27 protein-coding genes, 1 tRNA gene and 1 pseudogene are annotated in these 26,934 nt (G+C 68.6%); 16 read left to right on the top strand and 13 right to left on the bottom strand.

The window, feature by feature from the left end:
* Both EXE47_RS13190 and EXE47_RS13185 read right to left on the bottom strand, forming a co-directional pair.
* Nucleotides 1–202, bottom strand: a pseudogene (locus tag EXE47_RS13190) (IS701 family transposase); the annotation flags it as partial.
* 323 nt (nt 203–525) lie between these two features.
* Nucleotides 526–1,341, bottom strand: coding sequence for a DUF4268 domain-containing protein (locus EXE47_RS13185; RefSeq protein WP_241988212.1), 816 nt, complete (start codon nt 1,339–1,341; stop codon nt 526–528).
* A 366-nt stretch (nt 1,342–1,707) separates the two neighbouring features.
* Here EXE47_RS13185 and EXE47_RS13180 point away from each other — a divergent pair, with 366 nt between their 5' ends.
* Both EXE47_RS13180 and EXE47_RS13175 read left to right on the top strand, forming a co-directional pair.
* Entirely contained in the window at nt 1,708–2,976 is a 1,269-nt protein-coding gene (locus EXE47_RS13180) for a Cdc6/Cdc18 family protein (RefSeq protein WP_094519892.1), read from the top strand.
* Nucleotides 2,977–3,086: 110 nt separating this feature from the next.
* Nucleotides 3,087–4,232 carry an ISH3 family transposase gene (locus EXE47_RS13175; RefSeq protein WP_137703579.1) on the top strand — a complete coding sequence of 382 codons (1,146 nt, stop codon included), beginning with the start codon at nt 3,087–3,089 and terminating at the stop codon, nt 4,230–4,232.
* A gap of 376 nt (nt 4,233–4,608) precedes the next feature.
* Here EXE47_RS13175 and EXE47_RS13165 read toward each other — a convergent pair.
* Nucleotides 4,609–4,681, bottom strand: a tRNA-Arg gene (locus EXE47_RS13165).
* On the opposite strand from EXE47_RS13165, the gene EXE47_RS18760 reads away from it, so the two are divergent.
* The 7 genes from EXE47_RS18760 to EXE47_RS13125 all read left to right on the top strand — a co-directional run bounded on the left by EXE47_RS18760 (nt 4,655) and on the right by EXE47_RS13125 (nt 12,380).
* A complete protein-coding gene (locus EXE47_RS18760; protein ID WP_167373084.1) occupies nt 4,655–5,356 on the top strand; it encodes a TrmB family transcriptional regulator in 702 nt (233 codons plus the stop codon). The two genes, EXE47_RS13165 and EXE47_RS18760, sit on opposite strands and share 27 nt — an antisense overlap.
* A gap of 166 nt (nt 5,357–5,522) precedes the next feature.
* Nucleotides 5,523–7,193 (top strand): PAS domain-containing protein, encoded by a 1,671-nt coding sequence (locus EXE47_RS13150; protein WP_089308472.1) that lies wholly within the window; start codon nt 5,523–5,525, stop codon nt 7,191–7,193.
* 46 nt (nt 7,194–7,239) lie between these two features.
* Entirely contained in the window at nt 7,240–7,746 is a 507-nt protein-coding gene (gene rimI, locus EXE47_RS13145; RefSeq protein WP_049933358.1) for a ribosomal protein S18-alanine N-acetyltransferase, read from the top strand.
* A 73-nt stretch (nt 7,747–7,819) separates the two neighbouring features.
* Nucleotides 7,820–9,619, top strand: a complete 1,800-nt coding sequence (gene pepF / locus EXE47_RS13140; protein WP_089308473.1) for an oligoendopeptidase F — start codon at nt 7,820–7,822, stop codon at nt 9,617–9,619.
* A 175-nt stretch (nt 9,620–9,794) separates the two neighbouring features.
* On the top strand, nt 9,795–10,211 hold the full coding sequence (locus EXE47_RS13135) for a hypothetical protein (protein ID WP_241997585.1): 417 nt from the start codon (nt 9,795–9,797) through the stop codon (nt 10,209–10,211).
* Nucleotides 10,212–10,301: 90 nt separating this feature from the next.
* Complete coding sequence (locus EXE47_RS13130) at nt 10,302–11,114, top strand: hypothetical protein (protein ID WP_049933354.1); 813 nt, start codon at nt 10,302–10,304, stop codon at nt 11,112–11,114.
* 120 nt (nt 11,115–11,234) lie between these two features.
* Complete coding sequence (locus tag EXE47_RS13125; protein WP_049933352.1) at nt 11,235–12,380, top strand: aminopeptidase; 1,146 nt, start codon at nt 11,235–11,237, stop codon at nt 12,378–12,380.
* 37 nt (nt 12,381–12,417) lie between these two features.
* On the opposite strand, the gene EXE47_RS13120 is transcribed toward EXE47_RS13125, so the two are convergent.
* The gene (locus EXE47_RS13120) at nt 12,418–13,722 is read right to left on the bottom strand and encodes an O-acetylhomoserine aminocarboxypropyltransferase/cysteine synthase family protein (RefSeq protein ID WP_049933351.1); all 1,305 of its coding nucleotides are present in this window, start codon (nt 13,720–13,722) and stop codon (nt 12,418–12,420) included.
* Nucleotides 13,723–13,904: 182 nt separating this feature from the next.
* On the opposite strand from EXE47_RS13120, the gene EXE47_RS13115 reads away from it, so the two are divergent.
* On the top strand, nt 13,905–15,134 hold the full coding sequence (locus EXE47_RS13115) for an SPFH domain-containing protein (protein ID WP_085682503.1): 1,230 nt from the start codon (nt 13,905–13,907) through the stop codon (nt 15,132–15,134).
* Nucleotides 15,135–15,159: 25 nt separating this feature from the next.
* Here EXE47_RS13115 and EXE47_RS13110 read toward each other — a convergent pair whose 3' ends face one another.
* The 3 genes from EXE47_RS13110 to uvrB form a co-directional block, all read right to left on the bottom strand.
* Nucleotides 15,160–15,753, bottom strand: coding sequence for a hypothetical protein (locus tag EXE47_RS13110; protein ID WP_137708405.1), 594 nt, complete (start codon nt 15,751–15,753; stop codon nt 15,160–15,162).
* 75 nt (nt 15,754–15,828) lie between these two features.
* Nucleotides 15,829–16,359: a hypothetical protein gene (locus tag EXE47_RS13105; protein WP_049932140.1), complete on the bottom strand. Its 531-nt coding sequence runs from the start codon at nt 16,357–16,359 to the stop codon at nt 15,829–15,831.
* 67 nt (nt 16,360–16,426) lie between these two features.
* Nucleotides 16,427–18,481: an excinuclease ABC subunit UvrB gene (gene uvrB / locus EXE47_RS13100; RefSeq protein ID WP_137708404.1), complete on the bottom strand. Its 2,055-nt coding sequence runs from the start codon at nt 18,479–18,481 to the stop codon at nt 16,427–16,429.
* Between the two features lie 128 nt (nt 18,482–18,609).
* Between uvrB and EXE47_RS13095 the strand changes: the two genes are divergently transcribed.
* Together EXE47_RS13095 and hisG are read left to right on the top strand one after the other, a co-directional pair.
* A complete protein-coding gene (locus tag EXE47_RS13095; RefSeq protein ID WP_049932136.1) occupies nt 18,610–19,017 on the top strand; it encodes a hypothetical protein in 408 nt (135 codons plus the stop codon).
* A 453-nt stretch (nt 19,018–19,470) separates the two neighbouring features.
* Entirely contained in the window at nt 19,471–20,361 is an 891-nt protein-coding gene (gene hisG / locus EXE47_RS13090; RefSeq protein WP_049932135.1) for an ATP phosphoribosyltransferase, read from the top strand.
* Between the two features lie 16 nt (nt 20,362–20,377).
* On the opposite strand, the gene EXE47_RS13085 is transcribed toward hisG, so the two are convergent.
* The 3 genes from EXE47_RS13085 to larB all read right to left on the bottom strand — a co-directional run bounded on the left by EXE47_RS13085 (nt 20,378) and on the right by larB (nt 21,806).
* On the bottom strand, nt 20,378–20,641 hold the full coding sequence (locus EXE47_RS13085; protein ID WP_049932157.1) for a GIY-YIG nuclease family protein: 264 nt from the start codon (nt 20,639–20,641) through the stop codon (nt 20,378–20,380).
* Nucleotides 20,642–20,750: 109 nt separating this feature from the next.
* Nucleotides 20,751–20,903 carry a hypothetical protein gene (locus tag EXE47_RS18755; RefSeq protein ID WP_008440770.1) on the bottom strand — a complete coding sequence of 51 codons (153 nt, stop codon included), beginning with the start codon at nt 20,901–20,903 and terminating at the stop codon, nt 20,751–20,753.
* Nucleotides 20,904–21,038: 135 nt separating this feature from the next.
* Nucleotides 21,039–21,806 (bottom strand): nickel pincer cofactor biosynthesis protein LarB, encoded by a 768-nt coding sequence (gene larB / locus EXE47_RS13080; RefSeq protein ID WP_094494219.1) that lies wholly within the window; start codon nt 21,804–21,806, stop codon nt 21,039–21,041.
* Between the two features lie 302 nt (nt 21,807–22,108).
* Here larB and EXE47_RS13075 point away from each other — a divergent pair, with 302 nt between their 5' ends.
* Nucleotides 22,109–22,276 (top strand): DUF1931 family protein, encoded by a 168-nt coding sequence (locus EXE47_RS13075; RefSeq protein ID WP_004047560.1) that lies wholly within the window; start codon nt 22,109–22,111, stop codon nt 22,274–22,276.
* A gap of 78 nt (nt 22,277–22,354) precedes the next feature.
* Here EXE47_RS13075 and rpiA read toward each other — a convergent pair whose 3' ends face one another.
* The gene (gene rpiA, locus EXE47_RS13070; protein WP_049932132.1) at nt 22,355–23,089 is read right to left on the bottom strand and encodes a ribose-5-phosphate isomerase RpiA; all 735 of its coding nucleotides are present in this window, start codon (nt 23,087–23,089) and stop codon (nt 22,355–22,357) included.
* Between the two features lie 99 nt (nt 23,090–23,188).
* Here rpiA and EXE47_RS13065 point away from each other — a divergent pair, with 99 nt between their 5' ends.
* Nucleotides 23,189–23,449 (top strand): hypothetical protein, encoded by a 261-nt coding sequence (locus EXE47_RS13065; protein ID WP_049932131.1) that lies wholly within the window; start codon nt 23,189–23,191, stop codon nt 23,447–23,449.
* 8 nt (nt 23,450–23,457) lie between these two features.
* Here EXE47_RS13065 and EXE47_RS13060 read toward each other — a convergent pair whose 3' ends face one another.
* Together EXE47_RS13060 and EXE47_RS13055 are read right to left on the bottom strand one after the other, a co-directional pair.
* Nucleotides 23,458–24,582, bottom strand: coding sequence for an ORC1-type DNA replication protein (locus EXE47_RS13060; protein ID WP_049932129.1), 1,125 nt, complete (start codon nt 24,580–24,582; stop codon nt 23,458–23,460).
* A 105-nt stretch (nt 24,583–24,687) separates the two neighbouring features.
* Nucleotides 24,688–25,800 carry an RNA methyltransferase gene (locus tag EXE47_RS13055; protein WP_049932156.1) on the bottom strand — a complete coding sequence of 371 codons (1,113 nt, stop codon included), beginning with the start codon at nt 25,798–25,800 and terminating at the stop codon, nt 24,688–24,690.
* A gap of 84 nt (nt 25,801–25,884) precedes the next feature.
* Here EXE47_RS13055 and EXE47_RS13050 point away from each other — a divergent pair, with 84 nt between their 5' ends.
* Both EXE47_RS13050 and EXE47_RS13045 read left to right on the top strand, forming a co-directional pair.
* Nucleotides 25,885–26,445 (top strand): TATA-box-binding protein, encoded by a 561-nt coding sequence (locus tag EXE47_RS13050; protein WP_049932128.1) that lies wholly within the window; start codon nt 25,885–25,887, stop codon nt 26,443–26,445.
* A 93-nt stretch (nt 26,446–26,538) separates the two neighbouring features.
* On the top strand, nt 26,539–26,898 hold the full coding sequence (locus EXE47_RS13045) for a hypothetical protein (RefSeq protein WP_049932127.1): 360 nt from the start codon (nt 26,539–26,541) through the stop codon (nt 26,896–26,898).
* The last annotated feature ends 36 nt before the right edge of the window (nt 26,899–26,934 follow it).

Raw genomic sequence — 26,934 nt, 5'->3', positions numbered from 1 at the left:
AGTCGTACTCGGTGAGGAATTTGTTGAGAGCGCGTTTGTCTCCAGCTGGAAGGACTTCGCGTGAGATGCCTGCCACGGTCTTGTTGCTGGCCGCAACAAGACCGGTGGCGTAGGTTTTCGCGTGATGACGTTGAGCTGATGACAGCGATTCGAACTCGTCAAACACACGCGTACACGACAAGAAGTCCGTAATCGGCATCATCCGTCTTCACTACCGCCTACGTCATGCTCCTACTTCAACGTTCAAAGCTGAGTGACAGTATCAGTAGGGAATCTCATCGGAGCTGTAGTTCGAACTAGATAGTGGCGGAGGGGGGTGCGTCCGACAAGACGGGGAGGATGGGAGGCACCTACGCAGCGAGTTCGTTACACCGGTAGAAGCAGCGATCAGTTGGAGCCGAGAGCGGAAAGACGTGGTTCGAACTCCTCCTGAAATTCGTCCATCGCATCCACCCCCCATTCGACCAAGTGATTTCGCTGGTCTGCGGTGAGATCGGTGATGGTCCGATCAATATCTTCAGGCTGTTAGATCCGGGATGCTTGTTTCTCAGGCAACCGTTCCCACTCTAACTCGACGCCTAAATTGCTCTCAATCTCCGTTCGGTCGCGTTTCAGCGCCTCGAATATCTCCTCGTTGCGTTCCTTATCCGACGTGGAGATGTAGAGCTCAACAGAGAACTCGGGCCCCTGGTGGAACACCCAGCCGAATCGGACGCCCCCGATACCGGCACCGAACGTTAGACAGTTCCGAGGTCCGGGCTTGAGTTTGTACCAAGTCGGCCGTCGCTGCGAGTACGCCTCGACCATCTCGGCGAAGAACTGCCGGTAGCTACGCCCGAGGTCGGACAGCGACTCGGTGCTCACCTCGCGTTCCCATTCGTTGGGCTCGACAACGACTTCGAACTCGAACCCACGCTCCTCGGATCCCTCGATACTCACGACGCGGGGTTTGATCGCGAAGAACTTCGCGCCTTTCGGCCCGGTTTCGTTCAACCATTCGAGGACGCTTCGGTGTTCCGGCCGGAACTCCTCGGCGAGCCACATCGTGAACCCGGCGTTCTTTCCCGACGAGTACGTCAGAAGTTTCCCCAAGTGGTCGTGGTCCGTCCGGTTGTATTGATTCTCGATGACGACGGTCTCGCCCGTGTTCATCTCTCGTGCGACGATGTCGGCCGAAAAGTCGCCGACGGCTTCCTCAGCTCGTGCGTCCTCGATCTCTATCCCCAACTCGGACGCGAGCAGGTCGATGTTCTCTGTCAACCATTGCGTGAAGTCCCGCTCTTCGTCCTCCCACACCGAGCGGAGGTCGTGCCCGTGGATTCGCGAGACATTTTGGCCCATGGACATGCGTCTTCGGGAGTTTTGATAAAACGTTGTGGGCCGACTATTCTCGAAGCGACATTCGCTGCGGTCCGTTGCCGGACGCACCCCCCTCCCAGGGTTGCGCGGTCCTGAGACGATGAATACGAGTGTCGTATCGGGTACAGAGCGGTTCTAGGATCGTGGCTCGTTATGAGGACACTAGAACTACAGTCGAGTATCTCAGTAGTTTGCTGGACGCACCCCCCTCTGTCCCCCTTTGCCACCCAAAGCACAGTAGAGCCGAGAGAGAACCGACCACAGCTTTCAGGACGTACACCCGTATCTTAGACAGAAAGACATGTAGGACACGGGGGTTTTATGTATGACACCTGAAAACGGGAGCGTATGAAGGCGTTCGGCGACGAGGACACGATCTTCGAGGACATGGACGTCCTCAACCCCAACGAGCAGACGTATCAGCCCGAGTCGCTGCCGGAGCGCGAGGTGGAACTCGACCAGATCCACTCCGCCCTCCGTCCGGCGACGATGGGCTCGACGCCGCTCAACCTGATCGTGTACGGGCAGTCCGGGCAGGGGAAGACCGTCGGAATCCGCCTCAAGACCGACCAACTTCAGGAGTACGCCGATGATTCTGAGATGGGCCTCACTGTGGTCCACATTCGTTGTAAGGGCATGGACGGCTCCTACCACGTCCTGACACATCTCGTCAAGCGACTCCGTGAGAAGCGATTTGGGCCCGGTGAGGAGCTCCCGAGCGGTCACCAGCGGAAGACTCTCCTCAATATGGTGATCGAGAATCTGGAGAAGGTCGGCGGGACGGTCATCGTTGTCCTCGACGAGATCGATGCCATCGGTGACGACGACTACATCCTCTACGAACTCCCGCGGTCGAATCCGGATGGCGTCCGTCTCTCCCTCATTGGAATTACGAACGACCTCCAGTTCCGCGAGAACCTCGACGCTGACGTCCGGTCGAGCCTCGGTGAAGACGAGGTCCGCTTCGAGCCCTACGACGCTGATCAGCTCCGCAATATCCTCGCACGACGTGCCGCCGGTGCCCTCCGTGACACGTATTTCGAGAACAGTATCGAGGACTACCAGCATCTCCGAAGCGAGATTCTGAGCGACGACACGATCCCGCTTGCCGCGGCGTTAGGCGCACAGGACACGGGAGACGCTCGCGAGGCGATCCGCCTACTGTTCCGTGCGACTCGGTTTGCCGACGATAGGGGCGAGACGACCGTCACAGAAGAGCACGTGCGCGAGGCACGGGACTTCCTGGAGACGAAAGCCATTGAGTCGGGGATTCAGACACTCCCGAACCAGCGAATGCTCGCGCTCATGGCAGTCACGTATCACGGAATCCAAGGCGACACACCCGTGACGACGACACCGATCTACACTCAGTACAAGACCTTCTGTGAGTACGCGGACGTGAACGCGCTCTCAAACCGCCGGTTCCGTGACCGGCTCAATGATCTCGCCGATACGAACGTGCTCAACAAGCGACAGGGACGAGGTCGTGGCGACGAAAATCAGTATTCGCTGGCAGTCGATCTTGATACGGCACTCGAGAATCTCCCGAAGGAATCGGAGCGCCTCGGAGATGTCGCAACTGTTCTCCGAGAACAGGATGGTGTTACAGCCGATTAATTCCCGAATATTATCCAGCTAGGGTAACCGATAGCCCACTTAGAGAGAACGGAGAACCAATATCAGTCGATCACATCGGGTTTGAGTGAAAGTGTCTGCTTGGGAAGAGTGTGGAACCTACCGAAGCAGACAACGAGATAGAGGAAGAGCATCTTCTTAATTTTGTCGTCAACAGCCTCGATGAAGAGCTTGAGATAGACATCGACGAGAACGTCAAGGTCACGACAGAGACGTTGTACGAGGTCCTCGCCGGCGCCAGCGCCGGCGGGGCCTCGATCAATCACGTCTGCGAAACGACCGAAGGCTCGCCACACGCCAACACCGTCCGAGGACATCTCACCGAGCAGTTTGAACTTGACTCCGTTGAGGCGGTTGGCGACACGCTACTTCAACGAGATGCGCTTGAGACGCTTCCAGATCGACCGGTGGAGGCCTGTGCAGACCTCCACCTCGACCCCTACTACGGCGATGAAGACGAAACAGAAGCGCTGTACTCCTCACAAGCGAAACGGGGAACGACGACGTTTCACGCGTACGCGACGCTGTACGCGCGGGTACGCAACAAACGGTACACGCTGGCGGTGCGCCAGCTTGTCGCTGGCGACACCACCAGCGACGTCCTTGGTGAGTTTCTCGAGCTCCTCGACGGCCTTGACCTCAGCGTCAAGGCCGTCTATCTCGATCGCGGGTTCTACAACAGCACCTGTCTTGGGCTGTTGTCCACGCACAACTACGCCTACGTGATGCCGATCGTCAAGTGGGGTGAAACGATCCAAGACGAACTCAGTAGAGGCTGGAGCCGCGAGATCGAACACGAACTCGCCGGCAAGGTAACGTTCCCTGTGTTCATCGACTGCGTCTACCAACAGGGACGATACGACGAACACGGGGTGGCGCGTCACGGCTACGCCGCTGACGCGCCGTTTATCGACACGCCACGAGATGCCCGAGAACACTACAGCAAGCGCTTCGGCATCGAGTCGAGCTACCGATTAGCCAAGCAGAGCCTCGCATTCACCAGTTCTCAGGACGCTGGGCTACGGCTGGTGATGTTTGTGGTGAGCCTACTGCTCCAGAATAGCTGGCGGTATCTACACTGGCGGTACGTGGCGGCGCCCCGCCGCGGGGGGCGCCGCCTCTGGCAGTGGTCGTTCACGGAGTTTTGCGAAATGACGCTTCGCGCAGCTTGGACAGCGCTTGGTGTCCGCAGGTCCGTTCCAGCGAATCAACCGCTTGACGACCGGTTCTTCCGGTAGCTGTCCGTCGGGTCGGACAGCGGTCGTCAGTGGCGACACTGTCGCGTCGGCGGCAGTCCGCCGCCGACAGCGACGGTCCATCCCGAAAATTATGCTCACCAGCGGTTCGAAGATCCTCCACAGCTAGTTCCATCTGATTCATCGCCATCAGACGAGACTACGCGGCTGTCGATGTGATCGACTGAGACTAGCCTAGCACGACGAAACCACCAACCACCCAAAGGACTTTACTCCGACTCCGTCACGTGTATCTCACGAACCACACGAAGGCGACGGCCCCCGTCACGCTGCGTGACGAACTCAAACCCGTCACTGGGGGTTCGGCTTATATACACCCGGCCGCCGTCCTGTCAATTTACTCCGTCAGAAAACGTGACGGGCGCGACGGGATTTGAACCCGCGGCATCTTGGTCCGGAACCAAGTGCTCTGTCCGCTGAGCTACGCGCCCTCACGAGCCGGTATCCGCGGCGAGCGTTTAACGCTTCTGACTCGGATCGTCGTCCGAGGCCCGCGGGTCAGTCTGCCACTCGAACGCTTCGCCCGTAGAGTCGGCGGCGGCGCCACCGGCGGACGCGCCGCCGTCGGTTCGGGCTCGGTCGGTCGTGTCGCTCTCGCCGTCGATCGCGCCCGCGGCGTCGAACAGGCGGCCGACGAACAGCAGTCCGGGGCGGCGCTCGACGACGACTCCCTCGACCTCCTCTTCGAGCGGATCGACGCCGCCGAGGAGTCGATCGTGGTCTTCGCCACCGAGGTCTCCGCGCAGTTCGACGTCGACCGCGACGGACCGGCGCTCCTCGACCGGCTCCTCGCGGCGATCCGGGGCGGCGTCGACGTCTCCGTACTCATCTCGCCGAGCGTGTTCGACGACGCGCGCGCCGCCGTCGACGAGGACCGGGCGACGCTGACGATCGCGCAGGGGCCCTTCGAGCTACGCGTCACCGAAGACGCGTACGGGAACTTCTATCTCATCGACGGCGAGGAAGTGTGCCTAGAGGTCGCCGACCCGCTTTCGCCCGACCGGCTGTTCGGCATGCTCGACCTCCGCGACCGGGGATTCGCGGCGCGCGTGAACGAGGGCTTCGAGGCCGCGTGGGCGGACGGGGCCGTCGTCGACGAGGTGTGACGCCCGCGGATCCGGCCGCTCGGGGGGTCGTCGGAGCGCGACCTGACCACCAGTCTGGACGGCCGCACCGGGTCCGGATGGATCGGGGCGTCCGTCGATTATCAAAACCAATTTCTCCGGCGCGCAGCTTTATCACCCCGCGTCCGTACCGTCGGTAGAACCCATAGTGACCTTCCGGCCATCCGACACGTCGACGCCCGACCGCGGCGGCGACGAGGGCGACGCCTCGGCGACGGATCCCCCCGAGACCGACGACGCAGAGCGGGCGGCTCGCGCGGAAACACGACCGGAGACCGTCAGAACGTACGGCGCGCCCGCCGACCGGGAGTCGGGGACTCGCGACGGGGGGCCCCCGGACGGCGGCTCGGTCGAAGCGGACCGGTTCCTCCTCGCCGTCGCCGTGGACGGCGAGGTGTTGTTCGCCGGCCCGTCGGCGACGGACGTCGTTGGCGTCGAGCGCGACGCGCTCGTCGGGAGCGACCTCCTCGACCGCGTCCACCCGAGCGACCGCGACCCGGTGGCCGACGCGCTGTCGGCGGTCACAGCGAACCGGACGGTCACCCACCGCATCCGCCGCGCGAGCGGCGGGTACGCGTGGGTCGAGTCGATCGTCGAGGAGGAGCTCGCCCCGGAGTTCGGCGGCCGGATCGTCACGGTCCGTCGAGTCGACGTCGACCGAACCTTCCCAGAGCGCTACCGGGCCTTCCTCGAGTACGGTAGCGACCTCGTCACCGTCGTCGACGGCGACGGCCTCGTCGTCTACGAGAGCCCCTCCGTCGAGGAGGTGCTCGGCTACGAGCAGGGGTCGACCGTCGGGCGCTCCCCGCTCGGCTACGTCCACCCCGACGACCGCGAACGGGTGACGGAGCGGTTCTATCGCGCGCTCGACGAGCCGAACGCGGCGCCCACCCTGGAGTACCGCTACCGCACTGCCGACGGCGACTGGGTCTGGCTGGAGTCGCGGACGCGCTCGCTGCCGGCCGACAGCCCCGTCGGCGAACTGCTCGTCAACTCCCGCGACGTCACCGAGCGGAAGGCGCGCGAGCGGCGGCTCACCGACCGGAACGAGCGGCTCGACCGCTTCGCGAGCATCGTCTCGCACGACCTCCGGAACCCGCTGTCGGTGATCCGCGGCTCCATCGAGATGGCGCGGCTGCGCGGCGAGACGGAGCCCCTCGAACGCGGCGAGCGCGCCGTCGAACGGATCGACCAGCTCGTCTCGGAGCTGCTCACCCTCGCCCGGCAGGGGACCGGCATGGACGAGCCGACCGAGTTCGCGCTCGCGAGCGTCGCCCGCGACGCGTGGGAGACCGCCGCCGAGGGCGACGAGCGCGTAGAGCTGGTCGTCGCCGGCGACGCGCAGGTGTACGGCGACCGGGGGCGGATGCGGCAGGCCCTGGAGAACCTGTTCCGCAACGCGAGGGAGCACGGGACGCCGGGCGCGGCGGAAGCCGCGGTCGACGGTTGCGAGGACGTGCCGACAGACGGGGACGAGGAGGCGCCGGCGTCCGGCGACGACGCGCTCACCGTGCTCGTCACCGCCACCGACGAGGGGTTCCTCGTCGCGGACGACGGGGCCGGGATCGACCCCGAGGACCGCGGCTCCGTGTTCGAGTCCGGGTTCACGACCCGAGCCGACGGGACGGGGTACGGGCTCGACATCGTCCGCGAGATCGTCGAGTCCCACGGGTGGACGGTCGAACTCCGCTGCGACGCCGACGGCCCCGTCGGGCTCCCGGACGGGCGGCAGCTCCGGATCCCGGAGGGCGCGTGCTTCGAGGTGTGCGCCCCCGACCCGGCCGACACCGACCCCGAGGAGCCCTGGATCGATCGGTAGGGGGAGGACCCGGCGCGTTTATTCCTCGCGGCCGCCAATTCGGCCCGTGAGCGTCGCCGACCTGACGGTCCGGCAGGCCGAGCGCGCCGACCTCCTCGCGGTGGTCCGGATCGAGCGCGCCTGCTTCTCGGACCCGTGGCCGCACGACGCCTTCGAGCGACTGCTGGACGAGCCGGCGTTCCTCGTGGCGGAGCGTGAGGACGCGGTCGTCGGGTTCGTCGTCGCCGACCGGACGCCGAACCACGGCCGGGACATCGGCCACGTCAAGGACCTGGCCGTCCACCCCGACGCCCGCGGCGAGGGGATCGGGCGGACCCTCCTCCGGTCGGCGCTGGCGCGGCTCCGCGCGACCGGCGTCGCGGTCGTCCGCCTGGAGGTGCGCGAGGGGAACGACCCCGCCCGCTCGCTGTACGCCGACGAGGGGTTCGAACCGGTCCGGCGGGTCGGCGGCTACTACCGCGACGGCGAGGACGCGCTCGTGCTCGTCGTCGACCTCGCCGCGTGGGCCGGGCGAGCGGGGTCGGGCGGCGGCGACGGTGTAGAGTCGAGGTAACGCGCCGCACGCCTATCGGCTTGCGGCGCGGGGTTTGCCAAGGCTTAGTGTCCGGGAGGCCGACCCGATCGGTATGAGTTCGGTTCCCGAGCGGTCCGAGATCGACGCCGAGTACAAGTGGGACCTCGACGGCATCTACGCCGACGACGAGGCGTGGGAGGCCGCCTACGAGACGGTTTCCGACCGGATCGGCGAGCTGGCCGACTACGAGGGGCGCGCGACCGAGGACGCCGCAACCCTCCTCGAGCTCCTCGAACTGCGCGAGGAGATCTTCCGCGAGCTCCAGCAGGTGATGACGTACGCCCGGCTCCGGAGCGCCGAGGACACACGGAACCAGGAGTACCAGGCGATGTCGGCGAAGGCGTCGTCGCTCGGCTCCGAGGCGTCGAGCGCGATCTCGTATCTCGACCCCGAGATCCAGTCGCTGACCGAGGCGGACGTGGCGGACTTCGTCGACGACGAGCCCGGGCTCGCGGAGTACGAACACTACTTCGACGACGTGCTGCGCAAGAAGCCGCACACGCGGTCGAGCGAGGTCGAGGAGGTGCTCGCGGACCTCTCGGAGGTCACCGACGCGCCGAGCGAGATCTACTCGATGTTGACGAACGCCGACATGACCTACGGCGTCGTCGAGGACCCGGACGGCGAGGAGGTCGAGATCACGCAGGCGAACTTCACGAAGCTCCAGACCAACCCGGACCGCGAGTTCCGCGAGCGCGTCCACGAGACGTTCTACGACGAGTGGGCCGACGTGCGCAACGCGGTCGGCACGTCGCTGGAGAAGGCCGTCCGCGAACACGTCACGAGCGCCGAGATCCGCGACTACGACTCCGCGCGCGCCGCGGCGCTCGACGGTTCGAACGTCCCCGTCGAGGTGTACGACACGCTCGTCGACACCGTCGACGACAACCTCGACGTGCTTCACCGCCACGCCGACCTGAAGGCCGAGGCGCTCGGCGTCGACCGGCTACAGAGCCACGACCTCTACATGTCGCTGACGGGCGACCGGGGTCCGGACGTGGAGTACGAACAGGCCCGCGAGTGGGTGATCAAGGCGGTCGCGCCGCTGGGCGAGGAGTATCAGGAGCGACTGGCGGAGGGGCTCGACTCGCGGTGGGTCGACGTGTACGAGAACCGCGGGAAGCGCTCGGGCGCGTTCTCCTCGGGCACCTACGACACCCAGCCGTACATCATGATGAACTACCAGGACGACATCGCCTCGATGTACACGCTGGCCCACGAGCTCGGCCACTCGATGCACTCCGAGCTGGCGGGCGACGCGCAGCCGTGGCACGACGCGAGCTACGAGATATTCGTCGCGGAGATCGCGTCGACGGTCAACGAGACCCTGCTCACCCACCACCTGCTCGACACCGTCGAGGACGACGAGCTCCGCACCCACGTCCTCGACGAGTACCTCGAACGCTTCCGCTCGACCCTCTTCCGCCAGACGATGTTCGCGACGTTCGAACAGGAGATCCACGAGCGCGTGGAGGCCGGCGACGCGCTCACCCCCGACGCGTTCGACGAGATCTACGGCGACTTGAAGGGGGACTACTACGCGCCCGCCGAACTCACCGGCGGCATCGAGCGCGAGTGGCAGCGTATTCCGCACTTCTACTACGACTTCTACGTCTACCAGTACGCGACCGGCATCTCCGCCGCGGCCGCGATCGTCGAGCGCGTCCTCGACGAGGGCGACGAGGCCGCCGCCGACTACCGCGAGATGCTGCGGGCGGGCGGCTCCGACTACCCGCTCGACGTGGTCGAACTCGCCGGCATCGACATGGCCTCGCCCGACCCGATCGAGTCCGCCATCGGGATCTACGACGAGTACCTCGACGAGATCGCGGCGCTGCTCGACCTAGAGTAACGCCGACGCGCGGGAGTCGACTGATCCCTCCGACGGGCCGGCGCAGTCCGGCCCCCGAACGACCGAGCCGGCGGCCCAAAGCATATGATTCGCTCGGCCGAACCCGCCCGCCGGGAGGGACCGCAGGCTGCTCGTCGTCCCGGGTGTCCTCCTCCTGCTCGCCCTGATCGCGGACGTGAGGGTCGTCCGCTGGGAGGCGGCGCTCCGCGCGGGACCGGGGCTCGAACGACACCGGACCGTGAACGCGACCGGCCTCCCCGCGAGGTGCGCAGAGGCCGCCGTCGCCCTCGCCGACGGCGACGACGTCTCGATGCGGGGGTATCGGATCGCTCCCGGCTCCCTCGATCTCGTCGTCGAACCCACCTCCGCCTCCGGTCGGTGGGCGCTCGGCGACGCGAACTGCGCGGACCGCCTCGCCGGAGTCGACGACCTGCGCGTCGACGGCCGCTCGTACCGGGTGCTCGGTCAGTACTTGCGCGGGCGAGTTGACCGGACCGCGCTGTTCGGGCTGGCGCGGCTCGGGAGCGGAGTCGTGGGCGTCGGACTGCTCGCGGTCGGGCTCCTCGCGACCGTCGGTCGGGACTCCGAGTGACGGCGGTGGCCGGTTCCGACCGGCCGCTCACCGGGAACCACCGCCGCTCATCCTCCAATTTTATTAGCTGTCTGAGCAGTTACCGACGGTATGGAGTGGCACGAGCGTTCGGAGGCCGGGGCGGACACGCTGCGCCGACAGGCGGTTCGAATTCCGCTCCCCGACAGGGAGGCGGAACGGGACCTCCACGAGAACATGGCCCGGATCGCGGACGCCGGCGAGCGGAAGGCCCGGCTACTCGACGATCCGGACGTCCCGCTGACGGAAGTGTACGAGGACGAACTGGACGAGATGCGACAGAGCTTCGAGTACCGCTTACAGCAGGTCGCCGGCGAGGAGTACTACGACGTCGCGACCGCGTATCTCGACGGCGAACGCGACGACTGGATCGGAGCGCTCGCCGCGTACTACTTGGAGTGTTACTACCGCTTACAGGAACGCTACACTGTCGACGAACAGATATTCTTTCTGTTGATCCTCCGATACCCGGACTGTTTCACGGTGAACCTCAGTTTCCTCGGCGGTGAGATCAGCCGAGACGCGGTTCGGTACGAGTCCTCCGCGCTCGCGGACGCGGACCTCACGGAGCGTGGTCAGGAGCAGTACTACGCGGACAGCCAGTACTCCCAACACGAGGCCGCGGAGTACCTCCGCGAGAGCGTCGGCTGTATCCGCGAGGCGTTCCCGGACCCGGACGCGACCTCGGCCGAACGGTGGCAGTACGGCGGGTTCATCCATCTCACCGGACGGCAGGGGCCGACGTTCGCGGAGCTCCTCGACTCCTGGGCTCCGGACCCGGACCGGTTCGACGAGCCGGCCGCCACGCCCGATATCGTTCCGGAGGGGCCGGAGGCAAGACGAGCGAAGCGAACGCTCCTCACCGACGCCGAAGTGTTGATCTGACGGTCGCGGACCGGTCTCGACGGTCGGCGGCAACCGGGCGGACTCGTCGCGGCCCAGCTTGCGGGGACCGGTCCGACCGTCCCGGCACCGATTTACCGCTCCCCCGCGACACGAGTAATCATGGACGAACGCGTACGCGAGCACGCCGAGGTGCTTGTCGACTGGAGCGCGCGGATCGAGGCCGGCGACGACGTGGTTGTCAGCGTCGCGGAGGACGCCCACGAGCTGGGGGTCGCGGTCGCCGAAGCCCTCGGCGAGCGGGGCGCGAACGCCACGATGATGTACGGCTCCGCGGAGCTCTCCCGCGCCTATCTGAAAGGCGTCGAGGCCGGGACCGACGGCGATGTCGAGGCGGACGACTTCGACTCGGACCCCGCGGTCGAGCGCGCGATGTTCGAGGCCGCCGACGCCTACCTCCGAGTCGGGGGCGGGCGCAACACCACCGCGGTCGCGGACGTCGACCGCCCGACCCGGCAAGCGTACGCGAAGGCGCGGCAGGGCGTCCGCGAGGCGCGGATGGACACCGACTGGGTGTCGACGGTCCACCCGACGCGGAGCCTCGCCCAGCAGGCGGGGATGGCCTACGAGGAGTACCAAGAGTTCGTCTACGACGCCGTCCTCCGCGACTGGGAGTCCCTCGCCGACGAGATGGCCGAGATGAAGTCGGTCCTCGACGCGGGCGACGAGGTCCGGATCGTCACCGAGCGTGACGGCGCTCCCGACACCGACGTGACGATGTCGATCGCGGGCCGCACCGCGGTTAACTCCGCCGCCTCCGTCGCGTACGACTCGCACAACCTCCCTTCCGGTGAGGTGTTCACCGCGCCGTACGACACCGAGGGCGAGGTCTTCTTCGACGTGCCGATGACGATCGACGCGACGCGGGTCCGGAACGTTCACCTCGCGTTCGAGGGCGGCGAGGTCGTCGACTTCTCAGCGGAGTCCGGCGAGGAGGCAGTCGCGGACGTCCTCGACACCGACGACGGCGCGCGGCGGCTGGGCGAGCTCGGAATCGGGATGAACCGCGGCATCGACCGGTTCACCGACTCGATCCTCTTCGACGAGAAGATGGGCGACACCGTCCACCTCGCGGTCGGCCGCGCCTACGACGCCTGCCTGCCGGAGGGCGAGTCCGGCAACGACAGCGCGGTCCACGTCGACATGATCTCCGACGTGAGCGAGCGCTCCCGGATGGAGATCGACGGCGAGGTCGTCCAGCGGAACGGGACGTTCCGGTGGGAGGACGGCTTCGAGGCGGAGAACTGACCCTGTCAGAAACGGGGCAGCGAAGGGCGGACCGCGGCTATTCGGTCGCCGCCTCGATAGCCGCTTCGAGGTCGGCGACGATGTCGGCGGGATCCTCGATGCCGACGGAGAGGCGCACCATGTCTGGGGTGACGCCGGCAGCCTCCTGTTCCGCTTCGGTCAGCTGCTGGTGCGTTGTCGACGCCGGGTGGATGACGAGCGTCTTCGCGTCGCCGACGTTCGCGACGAGCGATGCGAGGTCGGCCTCCTCGACGGTCGCGCGAGCCGCCTCGTAGCCGGCCTCCAGCCCGAACGTGAGCATCCCGCCGTAGCCGCCTTCCAGGTACTCGCTCGCCTCCTCGTGGGTCTCGTGGCTCTCCAGCCCGGGGTAGTTCACCCACGCCACGTCGTCGTGGTCGTCGAGGTACTCGGCGACGATCCCCGCGTTCTCGCAGTGGCGGTCCATGCGCAGCGGGAGCGACTCCGTCTGCTGGAGCGTGTTCCACGCGTCGAACGGCGACTGCTGGTCGCCCAAGTCGCGCAGGCCGCGAGTGATCGCCGCGAAGGTGAACGCCGCGTCGCCGAACCGCTCGGCGAAGTTGATCCCGTGGTACGCGGGGTTGTCCTGCGCGATCTCGGGGTACTTCTCGGCGTGGTCGGCCCACGGGAACGAGCCGCCGTCGACGACGACGCCGCCGACCGTGGTGCCGTTGCCGGTGAGCCACTTCGTCGTCGACTCCCAGACGAGGTCGGCGCCGTGTTCGAGCGGCCGGCAGAGGTACGGCGTCGCGAACGTGTTGTCGACGAACAGCGGCACGCCGTGGTCGTGCGCGATGTCGGCGATCCGCTGGATGTCGGGCGTGACCAGGGCGGGGTTCCCGATCGTTTCGAGGTGGACGTACGCCGTGTCCTCGTCGATGGCCTCGGCGTACCCCTCGTAGTCGAGGGGGTCGACGAACCGCGTCGAGACGCCGCGGCGCTCGACGGAGTGAGTGAGGTAGGTGTAGGTGCCGCCGTACAGCGCCGACGAGGTGACGATGTTGTCGCCCGCCGAGGCGAGGAGGAACGTCGTCACGTCGAGCGAGGCCATGCCCGAGGCGGTCGCGACCGCGCCGACCCCGCCCTCAAGCGAGGCGATCCGCTCTTCGAGGGCGGCGTTGGTCGGGTTCATCAGCCGGGAGTAGACGTTGCCGGCCTCCTCCAAGCCGAACAGGTCCGCGGCGTGGTCGGCGTCGTCGAACTGATAGGCGGTCGTCTGGTAGATGGGCGTCGCGCGGGCGCCCGTCGCCGGGTCCGGGTCGGAGCCGGCGTGGACGCTTCGCGTGCTGAACTTCGGGCCGTCGTCCCCCTCGTCGGATGGCATGGATCTGTGTTCCGCTGCCGCGTAGTTAAAGCCGACCGGCCCACGCGGGCGTTTCCGGTATCTCTGAGATCGGCGGTCGAGCGCGTGCGAGGACGACGGCGGGAACGACGGATCGCGAGAGATGACGCGTCAGCGCGCGAACTCGTGGCAACCGTTAACAGCGTCGGGCCGTAACTTCCGGTATGGGAACACAAGGTCCGCGCGGCGATTCCGCCGAGCTGGAGGAGCTGCTGGGGGAGATCCCGGACGGGGTCTGGCAGTACCTCGCGCTCGGCGTCGCCCTCCTCGTCGCCGTCGCCCTCCTCGGGCAGAGCCTCGCGTTCGGCGTCGCGGCGCTGGCGGTGCTTTTGGCGGCCGTCACGGTCGTCAGCGCCGTCGAGATCGTCGACGCCTACGACAAGGAGGCGCTCACCGTCTTCGGCGAGTACCGCGAGCTGCTCGAACCGGGCGTCCACCTCATCCCCCCGTTCGTCTCGCGGACGTACGCGTTCGACATGCGGACCCAGACGATCGACGTGCCGAGCCAGTCGGCGATCACGCGGGACAACTCCCCCGTGACCGCCGACGCGGTCGTCTACATCAAGGTGATGGACGCGAAGAAGGCGTTCCTCGAAGTCGACGACTACAAGAACGCCGTCTCGAACCTCGCACAGACCACCCTCCGCGCCGTCATCGGCGACATGGAGCTCGACGACACGCTCTCGCAGCGGGAGCTGATCAACGACCGGATCAACGAGGAGTTAGACGAGCCCACCGACGAGTGGGGGATCCGCGTCGAGGCCGTCGAGGTCCGCGAGGTGAGCCCCTCACAGGAGGTCCAGCGCGCGATGGAGCAACAGACCGGCGCGGAGCGCCGCCGCCGCGCGATGATCCTCGAAGCGCAGGGTGAACGCCGCTCCGCGGTCGAGCAGGCCGAGGGTGACAAGCAGTCCAACATCATCCGCGCGCAGGGTGAAAAGCAGTCCCAGATCCTCGAAGCGCAGGGGGACGCCATCTCGACGGTCCTCCGCGCCCGCTCCGCCGAGTCGATGGGCGAACGCGCCATCATCGAGCGCGGCATGGAGACCCTAGAGGAGATCGGGAAAGGCGAGTCCACCACCTTCGTCCTCCCGCAGGAGCTCACCAGCCTCGTCGGCCGCTACGGCAAGGCCCTCTCCGGCTCCGACGTTCAGCAGATGGAGGGGTTAGAGGGCAAGGAGTTCGACGAGGAGACGGAGAAGCTGCTCGGGTTGGAAGACATCGAGAGCGCCCTCGAACAGATCGACACCGTGGCCGACGACGACCTCCGCACCGACGAGACCCGGGACGGGGACGCGGCCCGCGACGTCGACCTCGCCAAGCAGGAGGCGGCGACCCGCGAGGCCGACCGCGACATCGAACTGGAGGCCGAAAGCGAGCGGCCGAGCGACTGAGACGCGCGGGCGATCGTGAGCCGGGTCAGGGCCGCCAGCGGTCCGGGTCGACCGCCCAGAGGAGGGCGACTGCGACCGCGCCGCCGACTCCTCCCGTGACCAACGAGAGGGGGTCGGACGCCCCCGCCGCGAGCGCCGCGAGCAGCAGGACGGAGCCGGCGAGGAGGGCGACGGTGTCTTCGGTTGTCGTCGCGCGGACCACCGGCGCCACGGCGCCGCCGACGGCCGCACCGGCGGCGATCCGCGCGGGCGGACCGGCTGTGAGGGCGGCGTGTGCCGCCGGGTTCGTCGCCGTCGCGGGGGCCGATCCGGGCGCCGCGACGAGGCCGACGCCGAACGCGAGCGCGGCGACGGCGCCGAACGCGGGCGCGACCAGCGCCGCGCGGCCGGAGCCGTCGCCCCCGGTCGCGGCGGCCGCGCCGCCGACGAGCAGGACCGACCCGGCCGCGAGGAGCGCGGGGGCGGCGAGCGACGAGAGAGGAGCGGGTGCGGTCAGTGCGATTCCGTCGGCCGCGGACGAGGAGGGGACGAACGCCGGCGCGACCGTTCCCGCGAGACCGATCGCGGCGACGCCGACGACGAGGAGGGCCGAACCGAGGAGTCGACTGCGGAGTGACATGCGTGACCGGAAGCGTCCCGGCCACAAAACAATCGCGGGACCGGGCCGGGATCGCGACGGAGGGGGGCCCGACCGTCACACCGTGATGCCGGCGCGCTCGTCGCCGATGGCGACGATCACGCGCTCCGGGGGGCCGCGCTCGTCCGCGAGGCGCAACAGGAGCGTCTTGACGACCGGCTCGTCGGCGTCGATCTCGCCGCGGACGCCGCCTTGGTCGACGGCGATCCGAAGCGAGTGGTCGCCGGTGCGGCTGATCCCGCCGAGCCGGAGGCGGACCTCGGGCGCGGTGAGCCGCTGGGCGATCACTAAGATCGCGTCGCCCCCGTCGTCGACGAAGTCGGTGCGCTCGACGAACGCGCGGGACTCGGTCGCGTCGGGTTTGAGCGCGCCGCGGGCCGCGGCGGCGGACCGGAAGGAAGCGGCGTGAGTCGGTAGCTCCTCCGGGCGCGCGAGGACGCTGCGCGCGTCGACCATCGGGTTGCCGTCGACGTACCGGCTCCGCACGCCGAGGTCGCGCGGCGTCGAGGCGGCCACGTCGTGGAGGCGGTCGACGCACCCGGTGGTGGCGACCGCGAGCGCTCCGGAGACGACAGCACGACGGTACACGGGCGAGAGTGTGGCACAGCGACGTAAAAACCCCGCCGCCACGGTGACGCGGGCTGAGAATCGGGCGCTACTCGTCGATCATCGGCGCGGGCACGCCCTCGTCGCCGCCGTCGATCTCGAACGCGCGGCGCAGCTCCGCGATCCGGTCGCGGATGTCGGCCGCCAGCTCGAACTCGAGGTTGCTCGCGGCCCCGTCCATGCGGTCCTCGAGGGCCTCGATCTGGGCTTTCGCCTCGGCTTCGCTCTCCACGTCGCCGACGCTGACCGACGAGGTGTCCGTCTTCGAGCCGGGGAGGTTCGTCTCGCTGACCGGCTTGTCGATGGTGGTCGCCTCGTAGCCGTGCTCGGCGTTGTACTCCAGTTGGATCTCGCGCCGGCGCTGGGTCTCCTCGATCGCCGCCTCCATCGAGTCGGTCACCTCGTCGGCGTAGAGGACGACCTCGCCGTTGACGTTGCGCGCGGCCCGCCCCATGGTCTGGACGAGCGTCGTGGTGGAGCGGAGGAACCCCTCTTGGTCGGCGTCGAGGATGGCGACGAGGCTCACCTCCGGGATGTCGAGCCCCTCGCGGAGCAGGTTGATCCCGACGAGCACGTCGATGTTGCCCAGGCGGAGGTCGCGGATGATCTCGTGGCGTTCGAGGGTGTCGGTCTCGTCGTGCATGTACGCCACGTCGACGCCCGCTTCCTCGAGGTACTCCGTGAGATCCTCGGCCATCCGCTTGGTGAGCGTGGTGACGAGGACGCGCTCGTCGCGCTCGATCCGGTCGTCGACGCGCTCGAGGAGGTCGTCGACCTGCCCGGTGGCCCCCGTCACCTCCACCTTCGGATCGACGAGGTGGGTCGGCCGGACGATCTGCTCGACGATCCGGTCGGAGGTCTCGCGCTCGTAGTCGCCCGGCGTCGCGGAGACGTAGAGGGTGCGGTCCGTCTTCTCCTCGAACTCCTCGAACGTCAGGGGGCGGTTGTCGTAGGCGGTCGGGAGCCGGAACCCGTTCTCGACGAGCGAGTCCTTCCGCGACTTGTCGCCCTCGTACTGCCCTTTGATCTGCGGGATCGTCTGGTGGGACTCGTCGACGACGGTGAGGAAGTTGTCGGGGAAGTAGTCCAGCAGGGTGTAGGGGGCGTCGCCGGACTCGCGGTCGTCCATGTGGACCGAGTAGTTCTCGATCCCGGAGCAGTAGCCCGCCTCCCGCAGCATCTCGATGTCGAAGGTGGTCCGCTCCTCGATGCGCTGGGCGGCCACGAGGTCGCCCTGCCGCTCGAAGTAGCTCACCCGCTTCTCCATCAGGTCCTCGATCTCCGCGATCGCCTGCTCCAGCTTGTCGTCCGGGATCGAGTAGTGCTCCGCCGGGTGGAGCATCACCGCGGGCTCCTCGGAGACGACCTCGCCGTGCATCGGGTCCACCTTGATCATCCGGTCGATCTCCTCGCCCCACAGCTCGACGCGCACCGCGTAGCGCCCGTACATCGGGTATATCTCGACGGTGTCGCCCCGGACGCGGAACGTCCCCTGCGTGAAGTCCACGTCGTTGCGCTCGTAGTTCAGGTCGACGAGCCGGGTGAGCAGCTCCTCGCGGCCGACCTCCTCGCCGACCTCCAGGCGGAGCGCCATGTCGCGGTAGTTTCCCGGGTCGCCTAGCCCGTAGATGGCCGAGACGCTCGCGACGGCGATCACGTCGTCGCGGGTCAGCAGGGAGCGCGTCGCGGAGTGGCGCAGGCGGTCGATCTCCTCGTTTATCGACATCTCCTTGTCGATGAACGTGTCCGTCTGCTCGACGTACGCCTCCGGCTGGTAGTAGTCGTAGTAGGAGACGAAGTACTCGACGGCGTTGTCCGGGAACAGCTCGCGGAACTCCTCGTACAGCTGGGCCGCGAGCGTCTTGTTGTGGGCGAGAACGAGAGTGGGCTGGTCCAACTCCTCGGCGACCCACGAGACGGTGTTGGTCTTCCCGGACCCCGTCACGCCGAGCAGCGTCTGCTTTGTCGCGCCCGACTCGTACCCCTCGACAAGTTGCTCGATCGCCTCGGGCTGGTCGCCCGCGGGCTCGAACGGGGCGTCGACGCGGAGCGGGCGGTCGACGGTCGGGCGGTCCTCCGAGAGGGGGGAGTCGGCGTCGCTCACGATACGCGTCGTTGGGCGGCGAGCCACTTGAGCGGCGCGGCTACGTCGGTGACTGCGACGAAACCGGTTCCGCGCGGACGGTTCCGCTCGGGGGAAAACCGATTACTGATCCGACGGAACACCCGGTCGTGTCCCTCCTCACTCCCCCCGTCGCCTTCGGCGCCGCCCTAGTGCTGTTCGTCTGGCTCGCGTCCGGCGTCTGGGTGAACCTCGACGCGCACGCCCGCGGAAGTGACTATCCGGCCGTCTGGGGCGTCTTCGCACCGCTCTCGGGAATTGTGCTGTTCTACTACCTGCTGTGGTGGCGCCGCGGACGGTCTCGCGAGTACCCGCCGTCGCGGTGGGAGCGGGCCACCGCGATCGTCGCCGTCGCCGGTCCCGCGGGGCTGGTCGTCGGGAGCCTCGTCTCGCCGCCCGATCCGATATCCCAGCTGACCGTCTGGCCGGTCGCGTTCGCCGGCTGCCTCCCCGTCGCGTACTGGGTGGTCGGAAGAAGACTCGACGCGACCGGCGACTCGTATATAAGCGGTTGGTAACGAATCGGCGACGAACACCGCCAAAGCCCCAACCGCGAGGGCGCAGTACGCTCGTTGCGCTCCTCGGTCGCTCACTCCGTTCGCTCCCTGCGGTGCTTACGTCGTCATCAGAACGCTCCGCGTTCTGATTGGCTCATGAGAGCTTCGCTCCCCTGAACGCCTACTGCGCCCTCGCGGCAGCGTGGCGCTACGCGCCACGGGCAGCCGGCGGCTTCGCCGCCGGCGACTACCCCTTTGGGTCCCACCCCGCACGGCACCGCGCCTCACACCTCCCCAGCCTCGTCGGTCGCCGTCGCTTCGCTCGGCGACCGACTCCCTCGCGCGTGCGGTTCGCGGCCTGACGGCCGCTCACCGGCACGCGCCACCGCATCTGTTTATAACCAGTCTCGCGTCGCCACCAGTCCCGCCCCTCCGGACGAAAACGTTTCCCCCTGTCCGCGCGACGCTCCCCGTATGCGCATCGCCGTCCCCAACAAGGGCCGCCTGCACGAGCCGACGCTCTCGCTGTTGGAGCGCGCGGGGCTCCACGTCGAGGAGACCGCCGACCGCCAGCTGTACGCCGACACCGTCGACGAGGACGTGACGGTGCTGTTCGCGCGGGCGGCCGACATCCCCGAGTACGTCCGCGACGGCGCGGCCGACCTCGGCGTCACCGGCCTCGATCAGGCGGCCGAGTCCGGCGGCGTCGTCGACGCCGCGAGCGCGGCGGCCGAGGGCGACCTCGTCGACCTGCTCGATCTGGGCTACGGTTCCTGTCGGCTCGTCCTCGCCGCGCCCGAGGCCGGCGGGGTGTCGGCGGTCGAGGACCTAGCGGACAGGACGGTCGCGACCGAGTTTCCGAACGTCACCCGCGACTACCTCGACCGCGTGGGCGTCGACGCCGACGTGGTCACGGTGACGGGCGCGACGGAGCTGACCCCGCACGTCGACATGGCGGACGCCATCGTCGACATCACCTCGACGGGGACGACGCTGAAAGTGAACCGGCTGGCGGTGATCGACGACGTGCTCGACTCCTCCGTCCGGCTGTTCGCGCGCCCCGACGTGGTCGACGACGCGAAGGTCGAGCAGGTGGTGACCGCCTTCGAGTCCGTCCTCGCCGCGGACGGCCGTCGCTACCTGATGATGAACGCGCCGAAAGAGCGGCTCGACGCAGTGAAGGACGTGATCCCCGGGCTCGGCGGCCCGACCGTGATGGACGTCGAGGCCGACGAGAACGGCAACGGGATGGTGGCGGTCCACGCCGTCGTCGACGAGCGCGACGTGTTCGAGACGATCTCGGATCTCCGGTCGGTCGGCGCGACCGGCATCCTCGTCACGGAAATCGAGCGCCTCGTGGAGTGAGCGAGAGGCGAAGCGGTCAGTCCCCCGCGTCGTCGCCCTCGCCGATCAGCCGCTCCTTCTCGGCGCGCGACAGCGACTTGACCGCGTACTCCCGCGACATCGCCGCCGACTTCGAGTCGAACGACTCGACGTGGCGGAGGGTGACGGGGGTCCGCCCGCGGGTGTACTTCGCGCCCTCGCCGGCGTCGTGTTCGGCGACGCGCCGCTCGACGTCGGTCGTGTACCCGGTGTAGAGGGTGCCGTCGGCGCACTCGATGACGTACACGTGGTGGTCGGCCACGGTCGGCCGTCCGAGCGCGAGCGGCAAGTGTGTGCGGGTGTGCCCGGAGGGGCAGGCGAACGGAGCAGTCGCTCCCCGTGCGCTCGTCCTTCGATCGGCGTTTCGCCGGTCAGTCCCCGGTTCGAGTCCGCTCGCGAGACACCTCTGCGATGCCCGCGTTCGCGGAGCACTTCGGGCACGCGTTCAGGTCGCCGCGTTCGTCCGCGAAGACGCGAGCGAAGCGGTCCGAGACGTGCGACCCGCAGTGGTCACAGCGTGGCATGTGATGCCGACGTGCGTCGGCAACTACCATACGGGCTCGACAAACTAATACCCTTTTTCGACCCAGTCGGCTGCCGGTATACGGTCGGTTAAGCGAGTCCGGATGTCGCCGGATCTCCTCGCTCGATCCCCCCGCTCACTCGGCGCGCGCGGCGTCGACCGCGCGGGCGATCAGCCCGGCCTGCGCGCCGGCGACGAACCCGGCGTCGACGTTGACGGTCGTCAGCACGGAGCACGACTGGAGCGCCCCCTCCAAAGCCGCCACTCCCTCGCCGCCGACGCCGTAGCCGGTCGAGACGGGGAGCGCGATCACGGGGGCGTCGACGAGGCCGGCGACGACCGTCGGGAGCGCCCCCTCGCGACCCGCCGCGACCACGACGGCGTCCGCCTCGCGGACCCGGTCGGCCTGGTCCACGATCCGGTCGAGGTTGGCGACGCCGACGTCGTCGACCCGGTCGACGGTCGCCCCGATCTCGCGGGCGACGACCGCGGCCTCGCCGGCGACGGGCGCGTCCGCGGTGCCGGCGGCCACGACCGCGACCGCGGCGTCGAGCGAGGGGAGTTCGAAGTCGGCCGCGTGCGCGACGACGGTCCCGGTCCGATCGTCGCGCTCGACCGTCGCGTCCGGTCCCACGTCGCCGACCGCCGACGCCACCGCGGCCGCCGTCGCCTCGTCCGCCCGCGTCACGAGCGCCCGGCCGGTGGTGTCGAGCGCCGTCGTCGCCAGGGCGGCGACCTCCGCAGGTGTCTTCCCCTCCGCGAGGATCGCCTCTGGGATCCCGCGGCGTCGCTCGCGGGCGGCGTCGAAGCGCCCCGCGTCCGTGGTCGCGTAGCCTGCGAGCCGCGACTCCGCCTCCTCGATGCCGATCTCACCCGCCTCCAGCGCCGCTAACGTCTCTCGCATGGGGCGTCGTCGGGGGCGGCCTCGGTCGAAGCTGTCGGTTCGAGCCGGGCGCGCCGCGCGCGAGGTCGAGCCGGGGTCGAAGCGCGTTCGCGAGCGTCACGCGACGACGCGCGCTCCGTCCGGACCGCGCTCGGAGTGGGGTCGGGCCGCGTTTCGCGTCGTGCTCGCGGCGGCGCGGAGACGAGAATCTCACAAGACTTATACGCGCTTGTACTCGCGGCCTCCCGCGAACGGGCCGCACGGCGCCCCTCGCGGTCGAATTCAGGAACTCTTATTAACCATCACCGGGTAGGCCCGATCGCATGGCAGACCTCATTGTCAAAGCGGCCGTCAAGGAAGCCCTGGACGACAAGAACGTCGCTTCGGACTTCTACGACGCGCTGGACGACGAAGTGGACGAGCTGCTCGAAGACGCCGCGCGCCGCGCCGAGGCCAACGACCGGAAGACGGTCCAGCCGCGCGACCTCTAAGACGGAACTCGTTTCCGTTCCATTTTATTTGCGTGCCGCCCGCCGAGCGGCCGCGCTGCGGGGCGTCGCCCGGGGATATCAGACCGACTCGATCCGGACGCCGGGCTCGGTTCCGACATGTATCTCGTCGGTCATCCCGACGAACAGCCCGTGCTCGACCACGCCCGGAACCTCGGCCAGCGTCGCCGACAGGGCGACCGGGTCGGCGATCTCGCCGAACGCGCAGTCGAGCACGAGGTTCCCGTTGTCAGTCACCACCGGACCGTCCTTCCGCTCCGCGCGCCGCAGCGTCGGCTCGCCGTCGGCCTCCCGGACGGCCGCGGCGACGGCGGTCCGTCCCGATGGCAGCACCTCGACCGGGACCGGCCGGTCCAGCCGCGGCGACTCCTTCGAGGGGTCCGCGACGACGAGGAAGCGGTCGGCCGCGGCGTCGACCAACTTCTCGCGGGCGTGGGCCGCGCCGCCGCCCTTTATCAGAGCCCCGCCGGTGTCGGGGGCGCCGCCCCCGTCGACGCCGGTCGCCACCTGGTCCGCGCCGTCGATGGCGAGGTCGATACCCGGGCCGTCGAGACCGACCGCCTCGGAGAGGTCGAGGCAGGGAATCCCCGCCCCGACCGCGAGTTCGCGGCTCGCGAACGAGGTCGGGACGCCCCGGACGTCGAGGCCGGCGTCGACCCGGTCCCCGAGCCGCCGGATCGCGTGCGCCGCCGTCGACCCCGTCCCCAGTCCGACCACGTCGCCGTCGGTGACGGCCTCGGCCGCCGACTCGCCGGCGCGCCGCTTCATCGCGTCGCTCCCGCCGCTCGTCTTCATGCGACGAGGTGCGGGCGGAGCTATTGAAAAGGCGTCGGCGGTTTGCTCCGACCGCGCGACCGCCGAAATGTATTACTCGCGACGCGATCAGTCGGAAGTATGTCCTCGGCAACCGCTGTCCTCCCGCTGTTCGGCCTGACGCTCCTCGGTGCGATGTTCGTGACCGCGGCGCTTCAGTCGCGCGGTCGACTCCCCTTCGCGGTCCCCGAAGGCGCGTACGTCGCCGTCTCGGTCGGGGCCGTCTCCGTCGTCGCGCAGTCCCTCGTCGGGTCGGACCGAGAGACCGTCGCGATCCTCGCCGTCGGGGCCCTCGCGTGGGCGACTGGGTACGAGACGGCGCGCGGTGACGACGAGAGGTAGGTCGCCGCCTACTCCAACCGGTCCAAGACGGCCTCCGCGTCGTAGGCCAAGGAGAGTTCGCGGGAGCGGCCGCGGCCGTCGACGTCGGCGTACTCCGCGTCGATCACGCCGAGCTGATCGAGCTTGTTGATGATCTCCGAGTAGCGGGTGTAGCCGAGCCCCGTCTCGTCGTTGAACGCGTCGTACACCGCGCCGGCGCGCTCGCCGTCGTGCTCGGCGAGGACGCGGACGAGGTCACGCTCGGAGTCGGAGAGCCCGCGCAGCGACCGCGAGAGGTGGACGTGCTTCGACTTGTCGTACGCGTCCTCGACGTCCTCCTTCGAGACGGTCTTCGAGGCGCGCATCTCCGCGTTGAGCCCGGCCCGGCGCAGGAGGTCGATCCCGACCCGGAGGTCGCCGCTCTCGGCGGTGAGGTCGGCGACCCGCTCCAGTTCGGCGTCACCGATGACGCCCTCGTGGAAGCCGCGCTTGGCGCGCTCGGCGAGGATGTCGTAGATCTCGGTCGCGTCGTAGACGGGGAAGTACACCTCCTCGGGCCGGAAGACCGACTGGACACGGGTGTCGAGGTCGTCGATCACGTCGAGCCCGAGGTCCGAGGAGACGACGATGACGCCGATCTTCGCGCCGGAGTGCGCCTCGTGGGCGCGGAGGAGCGAGTACAGCGTGTCGGAGGCCTCGTTCTCGTAGAAGAGGTAGTTCACGTCGTCCAAGGCGACGACGAGCACCTCGTCCTCCTCGACGAGGCGGTCGGTGATCTGGCCGAACAACTTCTTAAACGAGATGCCCGACGACGGGGGTTCGTACTCGAAGATCCCCTCGAACAGCCGGGAGAACACCGCGTAGCGCGTGGAGTCGACCTGGCAGTTGACGCGGACCGTCCGCACCTCGGTCCGGGCGCCGAGCTCGCCGAAGAGCTTCTGGACCGCGGTGGTCTTGCCTGTTCCCGGCGGTCCGCGAACCATCGTGTTGAGCGGGCGGGAGCCGCGAACCGCGGGGCGGAGCGCGTACTTGAGGTTCTCCAGTTGGCTCTCGCGGTGGCGGAACGTCTCGGGGACGTGGTCGATCTCGAACACCGACTCGTCGCGGAACACCGACTCGTCCCACGAGAGCATGTCCCCGCCGTCCCCGGTCATGCGAGTACCACGAGAGGCCGCGCACTTAACCGTTGCCCGGCGTCGGGGCGGAACTGAAACTTGTCGCGCCAGCGTCGGATAAGAGCGATTCCGCCGATCGGTCGTTCACTCTCGGTCCGGCAAGCTTCCGTCCGCGTCGGGCGAGATATCCGCCGGGTCCGCCTCGCCTCCCGCGTCCGCCTCGCGGCGCAACACCAGCACGTGGCGCGTCAGCGACCGGTGAACCCGGCGCTCGAACGCCGCGTCGACGGTCCACCCGGCGTCGCGGGCGGGACCGCGCCAGTCGCGGTCGGCGATCAGCACCGCGCGCGGCGCGACCCGGGCCGCCTCCGCAAGCGCGCCCGCGACGAGGTCGGCCAGCTCGTGGCGCGCGATCTTCGACTGTCGGCCGTAGGGGGCGTCGAACGCGACCCCGTCGACGGCGTCGTCGGGAAGCGGGAGCGCGGTCGCGTCGCCGCGGGCGACGTGCCAGTCGGGGGAGGGAGCGTCGGCGTCGGCGGCGAGGTATGCGCGGAAGTTCCGCCGCGCGCCGTCGGCCATCTTCGCCTGCGCGTCGCAGGCGACCGCGTCGGCGCCGACGAGGCCCGCTTCGAGGGGGAGACCGCCGGTGCCGCACATGGGATCGAGCAGGGTCCGCCCGGGGGCGGCGCCCGCGAGGTTGGCGTAGGCGCGGGCGTCGACCGGGGCCATGCTCCCCGGCTGGAAGAAGGGGCGGTCGGTGGGGTCCGGCGCGAAGTCGCGGGCGGCCTCGGCGGCGACCCACCCGAGCGCGCACAGGTCCGCGTCGCCGCCGTCCGCGCCGGCCACCGCGTCGTGTTCGGTGCGCGGGCCGGCGGCGAAGAGCGCGCGAAGGACGTGGTCGGGGTCGTCGAGGTCGACGTCGAACCCGCGGTCGACGAGGACGCTCCCGAGTTCGCGCTCGACCGCCTCGGTGGAGACTCCCGACGTTCCCCGGACGTCGCGGGCGCGGACCGCCACGCTTCCGGAGCGGTCGAGCGGCGCGGCGCGGAGCGCGGCGACCGCGGCGTCGACGTCGGCGTCCGTCCGCGCGACCGCATCGTGGGCGGCGCGCGTGTACGCGAGGCGCCGGGCGTGCGCGCCGTCGACCCCGCCGGTCCGAGCGATCCCCGGCGCGAGGAGGTCGACGCCGGTCGCCGCGGTCGCCGCTTCGCGGGCGGCGAAGGCGTCGGTCTCGCCGGCGAGTTCGAGCCAGTACACGCCGACCGCTCCGCGCGGCGACGACAATAGCGTGGCGGTTCCGACCAGCCACCTTTTTAACTCGTTCGGGCGAGGATGGAAGTAATGAGGGCCGACCCGAAGGAGACGATCACCGTCGAAAACGTCGTCGCTTCCACGGGGATCGGGCAGGAACTCGATCTCCAGAGCGTCGCGATGGACCTCGAGGGCGCCGACTACGACCCCGAGCAGTTCCCCGGGCTCGTCTACCGCACCACGGACCCGAAGTCGGCCGCCCTGATCTTCCGCTCCGGGAAGATCGTCTGTACGGGCGCGAACTCGGTCGAGGCGGTCCACGAGAGCCTCGACATCGTGTTCGCGGAGCTCCGCGCGCTCCAGATCCCGATCGAGGACCCGGAGGTCACCGTCCAGAACATCGTCACGTCGGCCGACCTCGGCGAGAGCCTGAACCTGAACGCGATCGCGATCGGGCTCGGCTTGGAACACATCGAGTACGAGCCGGAGCAGTTCCCCGGGCTCGTCTACCGGCTCGACGAGCCGGAGGTCGTCGCGCTGCTCTTCGGCAGCGGGAAAGTGGTCGTCACCGGCGGCACGAGCCCCGCCGACGCCGAGGCAGCCGTCGACGTGATCGTCGAGGAGCTGAACGGCCTCGGGCTGTTGGACTGACGCGGCGAGCCCGCGATCGAGACGGGGCCGCGATGCGGCGACACCGCGACCGCGTTCCGCGATCACTTTTACCCGTCGCCGCGTATGGCGACCATGCTCTTACAGACGGTGACGCCGGTCTCCGTGCTCGGGACGACCGTCCTGTTGGCGCTGTTCCTCTGTCTCACCGCGCACGTCGCGGCCCGGAACGTCCTCGGCGACGCCGACCCGCGGCGGGCCCTCTACATCGGCCCGCTGCCCGCGGTGATCAGCGTCGCCGGCAATGGGCTCGAACTCCCCGGGGGGCTCATCCTCCTCGCGGCGCTCCTCGTCGACGGGACGATGTTCTGGTGGAGCTACGAGCAGCCGCGGCGGGCGGTCGCCGCGATGACGCTGATCCACGCCGTGGTCACGACGCTGCTGGCCGGGCTCCTGATCCTGGTCTCGATCCTGCTCGCGTCGATGCCCGGATAGGACGGCCGGAAGTGACGTCGAGGCGAGCGCCCGGGA

It is taken from the genome of Halorubrum sp. GN12_10-3_MGM, assembly GCF_005435235.1.
In the GTDB taxonomy this organism is placed as follows: Archaea; Halobacteriota; Halobacteria; order Halobacteriales; family Haloferacaceae; genus Halorubrum; species Halorubrum ezzemoulense.
The sequence above is the reverse complement of the archived record's forward strand: the minus strand, read 5'-3'. Positions and strand labels throughout refer to the sequence as shown.